The 17,415-nt window shown below is 68.9% G+C and carries 19 protein-coding genes; 6 read left to right on the top strand and 13 right to left on the bottom strand.

The genetic code is table 11. The features are described 5' to 3' along the window. Positions 1-5 precede the first annotated feature (5 nt). Positions 6-1,139 (bottom strand): BMP family ABC transporter substrate-binding protein, encoded by a 1,134-nt coding sequence (locus VF330_RS23675; protein WP_330853875.1) that lies wholly within the window; start codon positions 1,137-1,139, stop codon positions 6-8. Positions 1,140-1,767: 628 nt separating this feature from the next. Between VF330_RS23675 and sdhC the strand changes: the two genes are divergently transcribed. The 4 genes from sdhC to VF330_RS23655 are packed head-to-tail and all read left to right on the top strand — an operon-like array spanning position 1,768 to position 5,156. Continuing rightward, the gene (gene sdhC / locus VF330_RS23670; RefSeq protein WP_330853853.1) at positions 1,768-2,187 is read left to right on the top strand and encodes a succinate dehydrogenase, cytochrome b556 subunit; all 420 of its coding nucleotides are present in this window, start codon (positions 1,768-1,770) and stop codon (positions 2,185-2,187) included. Positions 2,188-2,189: 2 nt separating this feature from the next. Then, positions 2,190-2,597, top strand: a complete 408-nt coding sequence (locus VF330_RS23665) for a succinate dehydrogenase hydrophobic membrane anchor subunit (RefSeq protein ID WP_325520798.1) — start codon at positions 2,190-2,192, stop codon at positions 2,595-2,597. Positions 2,598-2,619: 22 nt separating this feature from the next. Continuing rightward, positions 2,620-4,374 (top strand): succinate dehydrogenase flavoprotein subunit, encoded by a 1,755-nt coding sequence (gene sdhA, locus VF330_RS23660; RefSeq protein ID WP_330853852.1) that lies wholly within the window; start codon positions 2,620-2,622, stop codon positions 4,372-4,374. After that, complete coding sequence (locus tag VF330_RS23655; RefSeq protein WP_330853851.1) at positions 4,374-5,156, top strand: succinate dehydrogenase iron-sulfur subunit; 783 nt, start codon at positions 4,374-4,376, stop codon at positions 5,154-5,156. Before sdhA ends, VF330_RS23655 begins: the two co-directional genes overlap by 1 nt. A gap of 529 nt (positions 5,157-5,685) precedes the next feature. Here VF330_RS23655 and VF330_RS23650 read toward each other — a convergent pair. Together VF330_RS23650 and VF330_RS23645 are read right to left on the bottom strand one after the other, a co-directional pair. Then, positions 5,686-6,600, bottom strand: coding sequence for a hypothetical protein (locus tag VF330_RS23650; RefSeq protein WP_330853850.1), 915 nt, complete (start codon positions 6,598-6,600; stop codon positions 5,686-5,688). A gap of 39 nt (positions 6,601-6,639) precedes the next feature. Continuing rightward, positions 6,640-6,807 (bottom strand): LPXTG cell wall anchor domain-containing protein, encoded by a 168-nt coding sequence (locus tag VF330_RS23645; protein ID WP_330853849.1) that lies wholly within the window; start codon positions 6,805-6,807, stop codon positions 6,640-6,642. 10 nt (positions 6,808-6,817) lie between these two features. Here VF330_RS23645 and VF330_RS23640 point away from each other — a divergent pair, with 10 nt between their 5' ends. Continuing rightward, entirely contained in the window at positions 6,818-7,096 is a 279-nt protein-coding gene (locus tag VF330_RS23640) for a hypothetical protein (RefSeq protein ID WP_330853848.1), read from the top strand. A 236-nt stretch (positions 7,097-7,332) separates the two neighbouring features. On the opposite strand, the gene VF330_RS23635 is transcribed toward VF330_RS23640, so the two are convergent. Both VF330_RS23635 and VF330_RS23630 read right to left on the bottom strand, forming a co-directional pair. Beyond that, the gene (locus VF330_RS23635; RefSeq protein WP_330853847.1) at positions 7,333-7,683 is read right to left on the bottom strand and encodes a hypothetical protein; all 351 of its coding nucleotides are present in this window, start codon (positions 7,681-7,683) and stop codon (positions 7,333-7,335) included. Positions 7,684-7,691: 8 nt separating this feature from the next. After that, positions 7,692-7,919, bottom strand: coding sequence for an SCO4848 family membrane protein (locus tag VF330_RS23630; RefSeq protein ID WP_053737542.1), 228 nt, complete (start codon positions 7,917-7,919; stop codon positions 7,692-7,694). Positions 7,920-7,980: 61 nt separating this feature from the next. Here VF330_RS23630 and VF330_RS23625 point away from each other — a divergent pair, with 61 nt between their 5' ends. Then, the gene (locus VF330_RS23625) at positions 7,981-9,249 is read left to right on the top strand and encodes a D-alanyl-D-alanine carboxypeptidase family protein (RefSeq protein ID WP_330853846.1); all 1,269 of its coding nucleotides are present in this window, start codon (positions 7,981-7,983) and stop codon (positions 9,247-9,249) included. Between the two features lie 55 nt (positions 9,250-9,304). Here the strand turns inward: VF330_RS23625 and yhjD are convergent, their stop codons facing one another. From yhjD to VF330_RS23585, 8 genes are all read right to left on the bottom strand, one after another. Further along, positions 9,305-10,291: an inner membrane protein YhjD gene (gene yhjD, locus VF330_RS23620; RefSeq protein WP_330853845.1), complete on the bottom strand. Its 987-nt coding sequence runs from the start codon at positions 10,289-10,291 to the stop codon at positions 9,305-9,307. A 24-nt stretch (positions 10,292-10,315) separates the two neighbouring features. Then, a complete protein-coding gene (gene trpS / locus VF330_RS23615; protein WP_330853844.1) occupies positions 10,316-11,377 on the bottom strand; it encodes a tryptophan--tRNA ligase in 1,062 nt (353 codons plus the stop codon). A 26-nt stretch (positions 11,378-11,403) separates the two neighbouring features. Then, positions 11,404-11,559 (bottom strand): hypothetical protein, encoded by a 156-nt coding sequence (locus tag VF330_RS23610; protein WP_330853843.1) that lies wholly within the window; start codon positions 11,557-11,559, stop codon positions 11,404-11,406. Between the two features lie 158 nt (positions 11,560-11,717). Next, positions 11,718-14,240, bottom strand: a complete 2,523-nt coding sequence (locus VF330_RS23605; RefSeq protein WP_330853842.1) for a bifunctional FO biosynthesis protein CofGH — start codon at positions 14,238-14,240, stop codon at positions 11,718-11,720. Positions 14,241-14,302: 62 nt separating this feature from the next. Continuing rightward, positions 14,303-15,961: a TIGR03767 family metallophosphoesterase gene (locus VF330_RS23600; protein ID WP_330853841.1), complete on the bottom strand. Its 1,659-nt coding sequence runs from the start codon at positions 15,959-15,961 to the stop codon at positions 14,303-14,305. Positions 15,962-16,092: 131 nt separating this feature from the next. Beyond that, on the bottom strand, positions 16,093-16,437 hold the full coding sequence (locus VF330_RS23595; RefSeq protein ID WP_330853840.1) for a DUF86 domain-containing protein: 345 nt from the start codon (positions 16,435-16,437) through the stop codon (positions 16,093-16,095). Beyond that, positions 16,427-16,735, bottom strand: coding sequence for a nucleotidyltransferase family protein (locus VF330_RS23590; RefSeq protein WP_330853839.1), 309 nt, complete (start codon positions 16,733-16,735; stop codon positions 16,427-16,429). The genes VF330_RS23595 and VF330_RS23590 overlap by 11 nt, the downstream gene beginning before the upstream one ends. A 47-nt stretch (positions 16,736-16,782) precedes the next feature. Further along, positions 16,783-17,415 (bottom strand): exodeoxyribonuclease III (locus tag VF330_RS23585; protein WP_330853838.1); only part of this gene is annotated, 633 nt, incomplete at its 5' end.

Here is a 17,415-nt window from a genome sequence, read left to right as displayed (position 1 = left end):
CGGGACTACGGCTTGTCCGCGACCTTGATCTTGCCCTCGATGATCTGGGCCTTGTAGCCCTCGAGGATTCCCTGCAGCTTCGCGTCGATCTTGCCACCCGAGGTGGCGTAGCCGACACCGTCCACCTTCAGGTCGAAGACCTTGGGCAGCGAGGCGAGGTCGTTCTTGGCGACGGCCTTGATGAAGTCGTAGACCGCGACGTCGACGCGCTTGAGCATGGACGACACGATGACGTCCTTGGTGTCGGCGACGGTCGCCTGGTTGTACTGGTCGGAGTCGACGCCGATCGCGAGCACGCCACCCTGCTTGGCGGCCGAGAAGATGCCCTTGCCGGACGCGCCGGCGGCCTGGTAGATGACGTCGGCGCCCTTGTCGATCTGACCCTTGGCGGCCTCCTGGCCCTTCGGGGCGTCCTGGAAGCCCGTGAAGTCACCGGCCGGGGTGATGTACTTCGACTCGACCTGGATCTTCGGCGCGGCGGCCTTGGCACCCTGGGCGTAGCCGGCCTCGAACTTCTGGATCAGCGGGATCTCGACGCCGCCGACGAAGCCCACGTGGCACTTCTTGCTCTGGTACGCGGCGATGACGCCGGCGAGGAAGGAGCCCTCCTGCTCGGCGAACAGCAGCGGCGTGACGTTGGTCGCGCCCTCGACGGAGCCGTCGACCAGGCCGAACTTGACGTTCGGGAACTCCGCGGCGACGAGCTTCATCGACTCGGCGTAGGCGAAGCCGACACCGATGATCGGGCTGAAGCCCTCCTGCGCCAGCTGGCGGAGACGGGTCTGCTTGGCGGACTCGTCCTCGTTCGGCGCGGCGGACAGCTCGCGGGTGTTCTCCTTCTTCACACCGAAGTCCGTCAGCGCCTTGTCGAGACCGGCGGCGGCGGAGTCGTTGAACGACGCGTCGCCACGGCCACCGATGTCGTAGGCCAGACCGACCTTCAGCGCGCTCGCGTCCACCTTGTCACCGGCGGCGGTGCTGGTGCTCGACGTGGCGGGCGCGGTGGGAGGCGTGGCGTACTCGCAAGCGGCGCCAGTGCCGGTGTTGGAGTTGTTGCTACCGCCACCCGAGTCCTTCGCGCAGGCGGCCATAGTCATCACGCTGGTCAACGCGATCGCGGCGACCGCGACACCACGCATACGACGACGCACGGCTCGTCTCCTCCCTGAGGTTTCCACTCCCAACGACGCTGTTGGGGTTCTAGACGGCGCACCGTACCTCTTAGTAACCAACCCCGTTGCGGCCAGCACCTACATAGACCCCTATCGGTTACGCATTCGACGCATTGGCCGCACCTGTCGTGATCACTCGTGTTCGGCGCGTGGCGAAAAGTCCTCTTCGCTCGGCTTCCTCGTCGTGATCGTCGTCCATTCGGCCCAGTCGCGCGCGCCGACGCCGGGAAGTCAGCCGCCTGACCTGGGTTTCGGTCGTGGACGAAACTCCGTCCACGTGACGTTGAACCGGTCGCGGGCTCCCCGTCGTGTACGGGGTGGCAAGTGCCCTTGCCGATGGCGGCGGCCCGGACCAAGGCGGAGGTCCCGGGCCGCCGTCCTCCTCTTCCCGCTGGTCGCGCCGCGCGCGGAAATGTGTCCTGGGCCGCATTTCCGAATCGATCAAGACCGCTTGGTGGATCGACAGCGTGTCTCATCGATCACAGAGCGGGTGCGCCTGCTGTGTCCGTTCCAACCGGCGGGACTACGCTTTTCCGGTCATGGTCGGGATGAACCGTTCGCCGACCACCACCACTGACGTTGGAGGCCGCGGCGCATGACCAGCGCAGGCGCACCCGAGCGCACCACCACCCGAGGGGGTGGGACGCTCTACCGCGGTGATCTGGGCATGTGGTCCTGGGTCGCCCACCGGATCACCGGTGTCCTCACGTTCTTCTTCCTCTTCACGCACGTGCTCGACACCGCTCTCGTCCGGGTGTCCCCGAACGCCTACGACGCGGTGATCGAGACCTACAAGAACCCGGTCGTCAACCTCTTCGAGGTCGGCCTCGTCGGCGCGGTGCTCTACCACGCGCTCAACGGCATCCGGGTCATGCTGGTCGACTTCTGGGAGAAGGGCGCCAAGTACCAGCGGGTCATGCTCTGGACCGTGCTGGCCGTCTGGGTCGTCGTGATGATCCCCGGCTTCTACTTCATGATGGAGCGCACGATCTCCGACCTGGTGGGGGGTCACTGACCATGTCTCTCGCACTCGACAAGCCCCGTTCGCCCCGCCGCCCCGCGGCCCGCCGCGGCAACGGCGAGCTCTACAGCTGGCTGTTCATGCGCCTCTCCGGCCTGCTGCTCGTGGTCCTGGTCCTGGGCCACCTGTTCATCATGAACATCCTCGACGGCGGCGTCCACAAGATCAACTTCGGTTTCGTGGCCGGCCGCTGGGCGTCGCCGTTCTGGCAGTTCTGGGACCTCGCGATGCTCTGGCTCGCGCAGATCCACGGCGGCAACGGCGTGCGGACGGTCATCAACGACTACGCGCGCAAGGACTCCACCCGGTTCTGGTTGAAGATGCTGCTCTACGTGTCGATGGTCCTCATCGTCTCGCTCGGCACGTTCGTGATCTTCACCTTCGACCCGAACATCTCGAACTGACCCGCGCGGGGAGCCCACCACAATGCAGTTCCACAAGTACGACGTAGTCATCATCGGCGCTGGTGGTGCCGGAATGCGCGCGGCGATCGAGTCCGGCCAGCGCGCCCGCACCGCGGTGCTCACGAAGCTCTACCCCACGCGTTCGCACACCGGCGCGGCCCAGGGCGGCATGTGCGCCGCCCTCGCCAACGTCGAGGAGGACAACTGGGAGTGGCACACCTTCGACACGATCAAGGGCGGCGACTACCTGGTCGACCAGGACGCCGCCGAGATCATGGCGAAGGAGGCCATCGACGCGGTCCTCGACCTCGAGAAGATGGGCCTGCCGTTCAACCGCACGCCCGAGGGCAAGATCGACCAGCGCCGGTTCGGCGGCCACACGCGCAACCACGGCGAAGCCGCCGTGCGCCGCGCCTGCTACGCCGCGGACCGCACCGGTCACATGATCCTGCAGACGCTGTACCAGAACTGCGTCAAGCACGGCATCGAGTTCTTCAACGAGTTCTACGTGCTCGACATCTGCCTGACCGAGACGGAGAACGGCCCGGTCTGCACCGGCGCCGTCGCCTACGAGCTCGCGACCGGCGAGATCCACGTCTTCCAGGCCAAGTCCGTCGTGTTCGCGACCGGTGGTTTCGGCAAGGTCTTCAAGACCACGTCGAACGCCCACACGCTGACCGGCGACGGCATGGGCATCGTCTTCCGCAAGGGCCTGCCCCTGGAGGACATGGAGTTCTACCAGTTCCACCCGACCGGCCTCGCCGGTCTCGGCATCCTGCTGACCGAGGGCGCGCGAGGCGAGGGCGCGATCCTGCGCAACGCCTCGGGCGAGCGGTTCATGGAGCGCTACGCCCCGACCATCAAGGACCTGGCGCCGCGCGACATCGTGGCCCGGTCGATGGCGCTGGAGGTGCTGGAAGGCCGCGGCGCCGGTCCGAACAAGGACTACGTGCTGCTGGACTGCACGCACCTCGGTGCCGAGGTCCTGGAGACGAAGCTGCCGGACATCACCGAGTTCGCCCGCACCTACCTCGCGGTCGACCCGGTCGTCGAGCCCGTGCCGGTGTACCCGACCGCGCACTACGCGATGGGCGGCATCCCGACGAACATCCACGGCGAGGTGCTGCGGGACAACGACAACGTCGTTCCGGGCCTCTACGCCGCGGGCGAGTGCGCCTGCGTGTCCGTGCACGGCGCGAACCGCCTGGGCACGAACTCGTTGCTGGACATCAACGTCTTCGGCCGCCGCGCCGGCATCGCCGCCGCGGAGTACGCGCTGTCCCGCGAGTCGCACGTCGACCTGCCGGAGAACCCGGCCGCGGCCGTCGAGGCCCAGGTCGCCCTCGCGCTCTCGGAGCACGGCCTGGAGCGCGTCGCGGACATCCGCACCGAGCTCCAGGCGACGATGGACGCCAACGCGTCCGTCTACCGCACCGAGGACACGCTGAAGACGGCACTGCACGACGTGCAGGCGTTGAAGGAGCGCTACGCCCACATCTCCGTGCAGGACAAGGGCAAGCGCTTCAACACGGACCTGCTGGAGGCGGTCGAGCTCGGCTTCCTGCTGGAGCTGGCCGAGGTGCTCGTGCACGGCGCGCTGGCGCGCAAGGAGTCCCGCGGCGGCCACGCCCGCGAGGACTACCCGAACCGTGACGACACGAACTTCATGCGCCACAGCATGTTCTACAAGCAGGGCGACGACCTGTCGGCGGACATCCGCCTCGACTACAAGCCCGTGACCTTTACCCGGTACAAGCCGATGGAGCGCAAGTACTGATGACCGCCACCGCTGAAACCACTGCTGGCTCGCGCGGCTCCCAGCCGCCGGTTCCGGACGGCGCTGTCACGGTCACCGTCAAGATCCGCCGGTTCAACCCGGAGGTCGACGACGAGCCGCGCTGGGACACGTTCGAGATCCCCGCGCTCCCGTCGGACCGCGTGCTGAACCTGCTGCACCACATCAAGTGGTACGTGGACGGCACGCTGACCTTCCGCCGCTCCTGCGCGCACGGCATCTGCGGTTCGGACGCCATGCGCATCAACGGCGTGAACCGCCTCGCCTGCAAGGTCCTGCTGAAGGACCTGCTGCAGAAGGGCGACAAGCAGACCACGATCACCATCGAGCCCATCAAGGGCCTGCCGGTGAACAAGGACCTGCTGGTCGACATGGAGCCCTTCTTCGAGGCCTTCCGCGCCGTAAAGCCGTACCTCGTGACATACGGCAACGAGCCGACGCGCGAGCGCATCCAGTCCGTCGCCGACCGCGAGCGGTTCGACGACACGACGAAGTGCATCCTGTGCGCTTGCTGCACCACCTCCTGCCCGGTCTACTGGACCGAGGGCTCGTACTTCGGCCCGGCGGCGATCGTGAACGCGCACCGGTTCATCTTCGACTCGCGCGACGAGGGCGCCGAGGAGCGGCTCGACATCCTCAACGACATCGACGGCGTGTGGCGCTGCCGCACGACGTTCAACTGCACGGACGCCTGCCCGCGTGGCATCCAGGTCACCAAGGCGATCCAGGAAGTCAAGCGCGCTCTGCTGTTCAAGCGCGTCTGAGGTTTTCCGGTTCGGCGTGAGGCGCCGCGTTCCCTTCGGGGGCGCGGCGCTTCGCCGTTCCGGGGGCCGGGTGTGGTGCCAGGTGGGATCCGGTGGGGCTTGGCAGCGAAGGGTGGCTGGACCCGCGAGGGCAGCCAGTCGACCCTCTCCAAGCCAACCGACCCGACCAGCCGAGCCCGCACCGCACGGCCGCCGCGCACACCGCACCGCAACGGCGAGCCGCGTTCGCCTTCGAGGGCGCGGCGCTTCGCCGTTCCAGGGCTGGATGTGCGACGCCAAGGCGATGCAGTGAGGGCTTGGCAGCGGAAGGGGTGACCGGACCCGCGAGGCGCAGCCTAGGACCCTCCCAAGCCAACTGCCCCAACCAGTCGAGCCCGCGCCGCTCGGCCGCCGCAGACACCGCGGCCGACGTTGCGCGTTCCCACTGGCCCCAGCCGCGCACCACCGCCAGCCAGCGCACTACACCGGCCCGCGCCACACCTACCCACCACCGCCCGCCCCACGCGACCGGAACAACACCCCTCTCCTGTCAGCTCACCTCCACGATCCGCACCGGCGGCCGAGTCCGGGCAGCCGCCGCCGAGTGCGCCTTCCGCAGTTCCCGCCCCACCGCGTCGGGGTGGTCTCGCAACCGCGTCGGCAACGTCTGCACCACCAGGATCCCGGCGGCCGCGTACCGGCTGTTGCGGGCGAGAGTCCGCTCGTAGTCCCGCGCCCCGTAGTGGAACGCCCGCGAGTCGATCTCCCAGGCCAGCCCGACGTCGTCGAACCAGGCGTCCGGCCGCCCGATGACCACGCCGTCGGCGTCGGCGATCGTGACGTTCCAGTGCGGGGTGCACAGCCCGATCTTCCGCGACAACCGCCGGGCATCGCGTTCGGCGACGGACTCCGCCCGGCCCAGCTCGCGCAGGACGTCGCGAACGAGCTTGGTGCCGTAGCGGTTGCAGCGGGCCTCGTCGGTGAGCGCGGACGGCGTGCAGCGGCCGCGTTGGACGGCGGCCGCCACCAGGGCCGTGGCCTCGTCGACGGACCGCATGAACCGGCACGCGTCGACCACGGCACGGGCGGCGGACACGACCGGGAAGCCGAGGACGTCCGACGACGCCGGCATCGGCGATGCGCGTTCGACGACGAGAGAACCGCTGCCCCGCACCGATCCCGGCACGAGCACGTGGATCTCGGACCCCCGTGCGGGCAGGCCGTGGCGGCGGCAGGCCTCCGCGCCCGTCACCACGGCGCCGGGGCCCGCGCGCATCAGGGCGGCGGTGAGGTGCTGGTCGCGGGTGGGCGGGCCGTTGTGCAGCAGCACGACTCCTGCGTGCATGCGCTGCCACGGCCCGCCCTGACGGCATTTCAGCCAGGGGTTCGTGACCCCGAGTGACCGGAGGGTGCTCGCGCTGATGACACCGAGTTCGCTGCGCTCGCGCAGGTGTTCGATTCGCATGTCACCAGTGTGACGAGCACCACCGACAGTTTTGGGGCGTCAGCGGCGGATGCCGCGCCTGCCGCGGTCGATCAGCAGCATCAGCGCGCCGCCGGCGACGAACAGCACGCCGAGCAGCAGCATCCAGCCCGTCGACGCGCCCGTGTTGGCCAGGCGGTTGTCGTCGTAGCGGGGCGGGGCGGCGACCGGCCTGGTCGTCGTCCACACCGGCGGCGTCGTGGTGGTGGTCGCGGGCGTGGTCGTCGTGGTGACCGGCGGGGTGGTGGTCGACGACGTCGAGGTCGAGGTGGTGGTCGACGTCGGCGGGGTGGTCGTCGAGGACGTGGTGGTCGTCGAGGACGTGGTGGTCGTCGTGACCGGGGTCGTCGTCGTGGTGGTCGTCGTGTCCGGAGTCGTGGTGGTCGTCTCCGTGGTCGTGGTGGTCGTCTCGGTCGTGGTGGTGGTCGTGGGCGGAGTCGTCGTGGTGGTCTCGTCCGTCGGCTCTCCTCTCTCCTGAGGAGCGCGCCATCCAGGACGGTCTTGCGGGCACCACGCAGCGGCGCACACCCGGCCATCCCCCGAGGCCTCTGCCTCGGGGGCGGCACCGTGCAGTGCGACGAGCGTCAACACCGCACCGGCGGTGAGCACACCGATATAGGCGATACGTGACATGCCGCGATCGTTGGCCCACCTACGCCGCGTCGCGCGCATTTCCGCCGGACGTCACCCGCGAGTGATCAAGAGATCGCCCGATCAGGTCCAGAAGACGGCCACACCGATGTTCAGCACGACGAGGGACGCGGCGGTCGGCAGCAGCCAGGACGGGGCCTTCGGCTTGTTGACGTTGATCGCCACGACGACCGCGATGGCGACGACCACGGCCAGCTTCACGCCGATCTTGACGTGGTCGTACTTCACCGAGTCGACCAGCGGGTCGATCGCGACCAGCGCGATGCCGGTCAGCAGCTGCAGCGCGGCGCCGTGCAGCCAGCCCTTGTTGACCGGCGCGTCCTTCCCGGCCCTGGCCTGCAACATGATCATCGCGACGAGCATGCCCATGCCCAGCAGGTGCAGGAACACCAGCAGCAGGCGTACGAACTCCACAGCGTTTCCTATCGACGTCGAGTGGCGAGGAAGCCCCGCACGCCCAGCACCCCGATGACGGTGCCGAACACGAGCGAGGCGATCACGAGCACCAGGTGCACCGTGAAGAACGGGGTCGGTCCGTCGCTGAACGAACGCGGGTCGTTCCAGATGTTCTTCAGGAACGTGGGCCAGATCACCCACGACCACACTCCGAAAGCCACCAGGAAGAGTGACATCGGGCGCGAGAGCTTCACGCCGACCAGTATCAGACGTGGTGCGTGCAGGGCGCCAAACGGGGGTGGATAGCCTGAAGGGGTGCCCTTCACCCAACGGCTCATCGTCGCCCTGGTCCTAGCTACGGCCACCGCCGCGTTCGCCGCACCGACCGGCACCGCACAGCAGGCCGCCGGCTCGGCACAGTGCGCCAACCGCGAGACCCCGCCGCCCCCGGTGGACACCTCGGAGCAGCCGGCCCCCGGCCAGAAGGCCCCGGCCCCGCTCGAGGTGCCCGAGAAGCCGATCGGCGGTGACCGGCTCGGCGAGTGCGGGCTGATCCTGCCGCCGAACTCGGCGCAACCGCCCGCCGGCAACACCGCGGCGTCCTGGCTGCTCGCGGACATCGACAGCGGCGCCGTCCTCGCCACTTACGACCCGCACGGCCGGCAGCGCCCGGCGAGCATCATGAAGGTCCTCCTCGCCATGGTCGTGGCCAAGGAGCTGCGCGGCGACCTCGTCGTCACGGCCAGCGCCGAGGACACGCAGCAGGAGTGCACCTGCGTCGGGCTCAAGGACGGCGGCCAGTACACGGTCCGCCAGCTGCTGCACGGTCTGCTGCTCACCTCCGGCAACGACGTGGCGCACACGCTCGCCCGTCAGCTCGGCGGCGTGCCGAACGCCCTGCGCAAGATGAACGCCATGGCCAAGGAGCTCGGCGCACTCGACACCCGCGCCGTCACCCCGTCCGGCCTGGACGCCCCCGGCACCAGCACCTCGGCCTACGACGTCGCCCTGATCTTCCGCGGCGCGATGAAGTACGAGGAGTTCGCGGACGCCATCAAGCTCAAGCAGTCGCAGTTCCCCGGCCGCAACGGCGGCACGATCATGCTGACGAACGACAACCGCCTGCTCAGCAACTACGACGGCGCGATCGGCGGCAAGACCGGCTTCACCGACGACTCGCAGCACACCTACGTGGGTGCCGCGGAGCGCAACGGCCGCCGTCTCGTCGTGGTCCTGCTGCGCGGCCAGCAGACGCCCACGCGCATCGACGCCCAAGCCGCGAAGCTGCTCGACTACGGCTTCGCGATGGGTCCCGGTGGCGTCGGCAAGCTCGTGGACGGTGCTCCGCAGCCGAAGCCGAACGTCACCTCCACGCAGAGCAGCAGCGAGAACGCCACCGACGCCGCGGCCGGCACGAACGACAACGGTCGCGAGGCACCGACCGCGTTCGGCACCGTCGGTCTCCCCATCACGGCCGTGGCGGGCATCGGCCTGCTGGCCGCCGTGCTGCTCTTCATCCGCAACAAGCGGGCCAAAGCGGCACGGGCACGCCGCCAGGCCGCGCAGGCGGCTCAGGGCGTCTGAGAGCGCGAAAGCGAAAGGCCCCCGGCGCACGTCCGCCGGGGGCCTTCGTCGTCTTCTAGCGCTTGCGCCAGCGGAGCCCGAGCAACGCCCCGGCCACCGCGCCGGCACCGAGCATCAGCGACGGCGAGGGCCCGGACTTCACGGTCACGACGGGCTCGATCACGGCGGGCGGCGGAGGCTGCACGACCTCCGGCTCCATGTTCTCCCGCGCGGTGGCCGTCCAGGCGGTGATGAACAGGATGAACTGCGCCACCAGGTTCGCGAACACCAGCACACCGATGACGGACCCGAACGCGGCCGAGGTCGGCGACTTGGTGGTGAACGACAGGAAGATCGTGGCGGTCTGCTTCAGGATCTCGAACCCGATGGCGCCCGCGAGCGCGCCGCGCAGCGCACTGCGCCACCCCACGGGCTTGCGCGGCAGCCGCGAGAGCACCCACAGGAACACGAGCCAGTTCGCCACCAGCGACAGCAGGATCGAGCCGATCCGCAGCAGCACGCGCGCCCAGCCCTGGTCGGCGAGACCCACCCACTCCAGGATCTGCTCGGCGAGGCCGGACCCGACCGCCGTGATGCCGAACGAGATCACGATCGCGAGCCCCAGGCCGATCAGGGACAGCAGGTCGCGGCCCAGCGTGCCGAGGAACGGCAGCTCGCCCTTGGCCTGGCCCCACTGCGCGGTGAGGGCGTCGCGGAGGTTGCTCATCCAGCCGAGACCGGAGTAGGCGGCGCCGAGCAGACCGATGACGCCGACGGTGCCCTTGGAGTCCAGGGCGGTGTTCACGGCCTCGTTGACCTGCTTGCGCAGGTTCTCGTCCGGCACGGCCTCGGCGATGCTCTCCCGCAACGACGCCAGCAGGTCGGGCTGCGACTGCAGCACGAAACCGGCGACGGCGAACCCGATCATCAGGATCGGCACCAGCGAGAGCACGCTGAAGTAGGTCACGGCGGCGGCGTGCTGGGAGCCGTACCGCTGGTCGAACCGCTCGTACGCACGCATGATGTGGTCGAGCCACGCGTACTTCCGCCGCCACTTGTCCACGACGAAGACGCTAGTGCAAGTGCACTACTCCGGCAGAACAAAGCCGATCTTGTCGTACGTGCGGCGCAGCGTGCCCGCAGCGACCTCACGCGCACGCTCGGCGCCACGAGCCAGGATCTTGTCCAGAGACGCCACGTCGTCGAGGTACGTCTTCACGCGCTCCTGCACCGGCGTGACCCACTCGGTGAAGACCTCGCCGAGGTCCTTCTTCAGGTCGCCGTAGCCCTTGCCGTCGTAGTCCTCGACCAGCGACTCGACCGTCCGGCCGGTCAGCGCGGAGTAGATCGTCAGCAGGTTGGAGACGCCCGGCTTGTTCTCGACGTCGAAGACGATCTCGCGGCCCGTGTCGGTGACCGCGGAGCGGATCTTCTTGGCCGAGCGCTTCGGGTCCTCCAGCAGCTCCACGACACCGCCGGGCACCGACTTGCTCATCTTCGCCGTCGGGTCCTGCAGGTCGAAGATCTTGGCCGTGTCCTTGACGATGTACGCCTCCGGCAGGCGGAACGTCTTGCCGTAGCGGGAGTTGAACCGCGTCGCGAGGTCGCGGGTGAGCTCCAGGTGCTGGCGCTGGTCCTCGCCGACCGGCACGTAGTGCGCCTGGTACAGCAGGATGTCCGCGGCCTGCAGGATCGGGTACGTGAACAGGCCCACGCCGACGGACTGCTCCTGGCGCGCGGACTTGTCCTTGAACTGCGTCATCCGCGCCGCCTCGCCGAAGCCGGTCAGGCACTGCATGACCCAGCCGAGCTGCGCGTGCTCCGGGACGTGCGACTGGACGAACAACGTCGCGCGGTCGGGGTCGATGCCCAGCGCGAGCAGCTGGGCCGCCGAGACGCGGGTGTTCTGCCGCAGTTGCTTCGGGTTCTGCTCCACGGTGATGGCGTGCAGGTCGACGACGCAGTAGAACGCGTCGTGCGCCTCCTGGAGTGCCACCCACTGCCGCACCGCACCCAGGTAGTTGCCGAGGTGGAACGACCCGGCCGTCGGCTGGATGCCGGACAGGACGCGGGGGCGCTTGGCGGGCGCAGCCGAACCTTCCGGGGAGCTTGCCGGGGTGCCTTCTGCGGGCGCGTTCTCCGTGGACACGGGTGAATCCTCGCAGACGCGCCGGATCAGCCCTGCGCGGTGTCCTGCTGGACGAGGTCGATGCGCTGGTTGGCCGCCGTGACCGGGGCCGGCTTGCGCCGCTTCACCAGGCCGAACACCAGGCCGCCCACGCCGGCGGTGACCGCGATCAGGCCCACCGGGCCCGCTGCGGTGCCGGTCATGCTGCTCTCAACCGCAGCGCTCAGTACCAGACTCATGCCGTGCACTTGCCGAGCCTCCCCAAGGCACAGACCCACCCCGGAAGGGTGAACCTTGCTGACTGATTGGCCGCCAAGCTACCGATGGCCGGTAGCGTCGATGCGCCGAATCAGACTATCGGTCACCGGCGATCGGTTCGCACTCGCCCATATGTCGTAGTCCGCTGACGGGCGTTACGCCCTGCGAGCGAGGCCAGGGTTTCGAGCTCACTCACAGTGCGCGCCGACCCGTGCTCGGACCCGGCCATGCGGCTGATGGTCTCCTCCATCAACGTGCCGCCGATGTCGTTCGCGCCGCCGTTGAGGATCTCCGCGGTGCCCTCGTCGCCGAGCTTGACCCAGGAGCACTGGATGTTGTCGATCCGCCCGTGCAGCGCCAGCCGCGCGAACGCGTGCACGGCGCGGTTGTCGCGGCGGCTGGGCCCGGGACGGGCGACTCCGGCCAGGTAGATCGGGGCGTTGCGGTGCACGAACGGCAGCGCGACGAACTCGGTGAGGCCGCCGGTGCGGTCCTGCAGCTTCGCCAGCACGCGGAGGTGCGTGAGCCAGTGGCCGGGGTGGTCGACGTGGCCGTACATCATCGTGCTGGACGAGCGGATGCCCAGCTCGTGGGCGGTTCCGACGACGTCGAGCCAGGTCGCGGTCGGCAGCTTGCCCTTGGTGAGCACCCACCGCACGTCGTCGTCGAGGATCTCGGCCGCCGTGCCGGGGATGGTGTCGAGGCCGGCCTCCTTGAGCTCGGTCAGCCACTCGCGGACGCTCACGCCCGCCTTCGCCGCGGCGGAGACGATCTCCATCGGGCTGAACGCGTGGACGTGCATGCCGGGCAGGCGCTTCTTGATGGCGCGCACCACATCCGCGTAGTAGGTGACCGGCAGCTTGGGGTCGATACCGCCCTGCATGCAGACCTCGGTGGCGCCGTCGTCCCACGCCTCCTGCGCGCGGTCGGCGACCTCCTCGGTGCTGAGCCGGAACGCGTCCGCGTCGCGCTCCCGTTGCGCGAAGGCGCAGAAGCGACAACCGACGTAGCAGACGTTGGAGAAGTTGATGTTCCGGTTGACGACGTAGGTGACGTCGTCGCCGACCACCTCGCGCCGCAGGTCGTCGGCGAGCTTGGCCATCTCCTCCAGCGCCTCGCCGTCGGCGGTCAGCAGCGCCATCGCGGCGTCGGTGTCGTCGAGCAGCGCGGCCGGGTCGTTCGCCGCGATCTTCAGTCCACGTTGGACGTCCTCGGAAAGCCTTTGCGGCGCAACGGGAACCTTCAGCTCGGCCCAGTCGCCGTAGACCTCGTCGAAGTCGCCGCGCCGGTCGCTCGTGCGGCCCTCGGTGTCGATCGCGGTGTTGAGGTCCGCGCGGCCGAACGTGTCGAGGCCGCCGTCGGGCTCCTGCCACTCGCGGCCGACGACCTCCGCGTCCGGGTTCGCGAGCCCGTTCTCCTGCGCCAGCGCGGAAACGTGCGCGGTGAGCCGCGTGTCGATCCACTGCCCCGCCGCCGCGCGCACGTAGCGCGGGTAGACGTTCAGCCTTTCCTGCAAGGAGAAACCGGCTTCACGCGTGATGTCCGCGAGCTCGTCGACCTGGGGCCACGGCTTCTCGGGGTTGACGTGGTCGGGGGTGATCGGCGAGACGCCGCCCCAGTCGTCGACGCCCGCGCGCAGCATCAGGCCGAACTCCCCGCCGACCAGGTTCGGCGGCGCCTGCACGCTCACGGTCGACGGCATCACCAGGCGTGCCACGGCGATCGTGGCCGCGAGCTCGGTCAGGTCGGCGTCGGGCATGCCGCGCATCGCCGTGTCCGGCTTGGCGCGGAAGTTCTGGATGATGACTTCCTGGATGTGCCCGTACTGCTTGGCGACCTGCCGCATGGCGAGCAGCGACTCCGCGCGCTCGGTCAGGTTCTCGCCGATGCCGATCAGGATCCCGGTGGTGAACGGGACGTTGACGCGCCCGGCGTCGGTCAGGACCCGCAGGCGCACGGCGGGATCCTTGTCGGGGCTGCCATAGTGCGGCCCGCCCTTCTCGCTCCACAGCCGTTCCGCGGTGGTCTCCAGCATCATGCCCATGCTGGACGCCACGGGCCGCAGCCGCGTGAGCTCCTCCCAGCTGAGCACGCCGGGGTTGAGGTGCGGCAGCAGCCCCGTCTCCTCCAGCACCGCGATGGCGCTCGCCCGCACGTAGTCCAAAGTGGACTCGTACCCGCGCGCGTCCAGCCACTCCTTCGCGGCGGGCCAGCGGTCCTCCGGCCGGTCGCCGAGCGTGAAGAGCGCTTCCTTGCAGCCCTGTTCCGCCCCTGCACGGGCGATCGCCAGCACCTCGTCGCGTTCGAGGAACGCGGCCGGCAGCTTGTGCGGCACGGTCGCGAACGTGCAGTAGTGGCACCGGTCCCGGCACAGGCGGGTCAGCGGGACGAACACCGACCGGCTGTACGTGACGACCCCGGGACGCCCCTCCGCGAGCAGGTGCGCGTCCCGCACCCGCCCCGCCGCGGCCAGCAGCGAGTCGAGGTCCTCCCCGCGCGCGTGCAGCAGCACGGCGGCCTCGGTCGCGTCGAGCACAGCGCCGTCCGCGGCCCGCCGCAACGCACGCCGCGTCGCCGCCGCGCTGGGCCGGGGCTGCGGTGGGTCTAGAGAGATGTCCACTGCCACGTCAACGACCTTAGGCCGCCGAAATTCCTGATCAGGTGTGACAGGCTGTGGGACATCCCACTTCACCGCACCGCGACCAGCAGCTCCGCGTTCCGGTCGAGCGGCGTGCCCAGCGGCTCCGCGCGCGAGTGGATGTCGTTGTACGTGAGCTCCCGGCACAGGCTCGCCAGCGCCTGGTCGCTGCGGTCGTCGTAGTCGACCTGATAGGGCGCGTCGGCTTCCAGCAACGTCGTGAACAGCGACAACGTGCCGTCCCCGTTGTCGGCCACCTCGATGACGCGGGCGTGCTGCGGGTAGTCGACGTGCGCGGCCGTGTTGATCTCCCAGAAGCTCCTGCTCGGCGTGCTGTGCCGGTGCGGCGTGATGACGTTGCGGTGCGTGTGCCCGTTGACCCACGCCAGCACGTTCGGGAACCGGTGCAGCAGGTTGACCAGCGCGTTGCCGTCGAGCCGCGGGTCCAGCGGCCGGCGGCGGTCGGGCAGCACGTTGCCCATCGTCGCGGACGTGTGGTGGCTGAACAGCACGAACAGCTCGTCGGTGACGTTCTGCCGCTGCGGCAGGCCGAGCCAGTCGTAGTAGAGCGAGCTGCCGCGCCGGAGGGTCTTCTCGATCCAGTTGAGCTGGTGCAGCCCGATCGAGCCCTCGGAGAAGCCGGCGAGGTTCGTGGTGTCCATGCTGATGCCAGTGACGCCGGGCGCCATCCGGAACGTGTAGAAGATGTCCACACCATCCGCATTGGCGTCCGTGTACCCGTGACCACCCGTAGGCAGATGCTTGCGCACGAACTCACTGGTGGTGAAGAGCCTGCGCCTGTCGTCGGGCGTGACAGTCCTGACAGCACCGCCATTGGCGAGGACGGCCACGGCCTCGGGGACGGCCGCCGGATCCGTGAACGCCTTCGCGACTTTCGCGTTCTGCACGGGGTCGCCGAAGCCGAAGATCTTCTTGCGCCCGGTGTACCAGCTGTCGAGCAGCCCGTCCGGCAGCGCCCCGACCACGCTGTCGTCGTGGTTGCCGATGGTCGAGTACCAGGGGATGTTCAGTCCAGGGCTGGTGAACTGCTTGACGGCCGCGTCGAGCAGTCCCACGAGCTGAGGGAACCCCTTGGCCTTGTAGTCGTCCGTGCCGGAGAGGTCGGGCTGCCAGAACGTGCTGATGCCCGCGTTCTGCACACCTTCGTACCGGCTGTCGCCGGTGTTGGGCGTGATGGTGCCGCCGTTGAGGATCGTGAGGAACCAGTCGAGCTCGACGTTCTCGTGGTTGTCCGTGTTGTCGCCGGTCGTCATGAGGAAATCGAGGGGTCGGCCGGTGAGCGGCCCGTTCTTGAGTGCGTTGACGCGCCGGACGAGACTCGTGGAGCCCTGCGCGGTGAGCGCTTCCTGCGGCCGGTGCGCACTGGACCCCAGGTGCGGGTGCAGGTACTCGAAGCGCAGCGGACTCTGGGCGTCGCAGATGTGCATGTCGCTGAACTGCACGAAGCTCACGAGCGCCTGGCGCCGCGCCTCCCGGTTGGCCTTGGCCGGGACCAGGTCGGCTCGGACCACCGTCGGCCAGCCGGGCCCCGCCTGCAGCCTGCGGTAACCGACGGTGCCGACCGGCGTGGCAGTGGTGTCGAGCGTGGTGCCCGCGGTCGACGCAATCGCTTGCGCGTCGAGGAGCGGCACGCCGGCGGCGCCCACCCCCATGGCCAGGAGGAACGATCGCCTGGTGAAGCCCGTCATGTGTGCGCCCCCGATTCATCGATGGTGAATCGTGTTCATATTCGGGGAGCGGGCGGGTTGAATCGAGCGGTCTTGGGGGTGACGGGAGCGATAAAGGCTGCCCGGACTGGGTCAGTCGGAGCAGCAGAGCGTCAAGCGAGCCCGGCGAGCAGCTGCCGAAGGCGCTCTTCGAGCTGCGGGCGCTTCTCGGTGAGCACTTGCCACACCAGCGCGTCGTCCACGCTCGCGTAGCCGTGGATGAGGATGTTGCGGAACGCGACGATGCGAGGCAGGTCCGGGACGGCTGCGGCGAGGTCCGGAGAGACCTTCGACAGGTTGTTCAGCGCCTCGCCGACGATCTCGAACTGCCGCTCGACCGCCGATCGCAGCATGGCGTTCCCGAGGTAGTCGGTGAAGGACTTCCCGGCGCTGAACTCCGCCAGCAGCTCAGTCGCGCGCAACGCGTCCCACAGGTACGTACGGGGGTCACGCCGCATACAAGGTTTCCTTGCTCTCCATGACCTGTTCCAGGAAGTACGGATTGCGGATGCTGTCGTTGACCACCAGGTCGACCGGCCGTCCGAGGATCCGCTCCAGTCCTTCCTTCAGGGCGAAGTAGGTGCCGAAATGGTCGAAGCCGAGCCGGACGTCGAAGTCGACGAGGATGTCCACATCACTCGTCACGACATCGAACGTGTCCCCCACTGCCGACCCGAACACGTCGAGACGGCGGATGCTCAGCGTCCGGCAGAGCTCCTCGATCTCGCTCCGCTTGGCAGCCACGAGCTCGTGCACCGCCACCACCTCCTCAGACGCGATTGTGCCTGATCCAGGGCCTCGGGTCAGTCGGAGTAGACCACCGTGACCGGCGCGTGGTCCGACCACCGCTCGGCATAGCTGTCCGCCCGCTCCACCACCGCGGACCGAGCCCGCCCAGCCAACCCCTCCGTGGCGACCTGGTAATCGATCCGCCACCCGGAGTCGTTGTCGAAGGCCTTCCCCCGGTAGGACCACCACGAGTAAGGCCCAGCACCCTCAGGATGCAAAGACCGCACCACGTCGTGATACCCGGAAGAGAACACCGAACTCATCCACTCCCGCTCATAAGGCAGGAACCCGGACTCCTTCTGGTTCGTCTTCCAGTTCTTCAGGTCCACCTGCCGGTGCGCGATGTTCCAGTCCCCGCACACGACGACCTCGCGCCCGGAGACAGCGGCCTTCTCCCGCAGCGAGACCAGGTACGGCAGGAACGCCGCCATGAACCGGTCCTTCTCGTCCTGCCGAGGAGTACCGACATCCCCGGACGGCAGGTACAGCGACGCCACCACCACGCCGGGCAGTTCGATTTCCACGTACCGGCCGCTCGCCTCGAACTCGGCCACGCCGAAGCCCACACGCACCGAGGACGGCTCAACGCGCGAGAGCACGCCGACGCCCGCGCGGCCCTTCAAGGAAGAAGGCGCGTACACGCCGTG

This window comes from Lentzea sp. (assembly GCF_036380075.1).
GTDB lineage: Bacteria > Actinomycetota > Actinomycetes > Mycobacteriales > Pseudonocardiaceae > Lentzea.
This window is presented reverse-complemented; position numbering and strand designations above follow the sequence as displayed.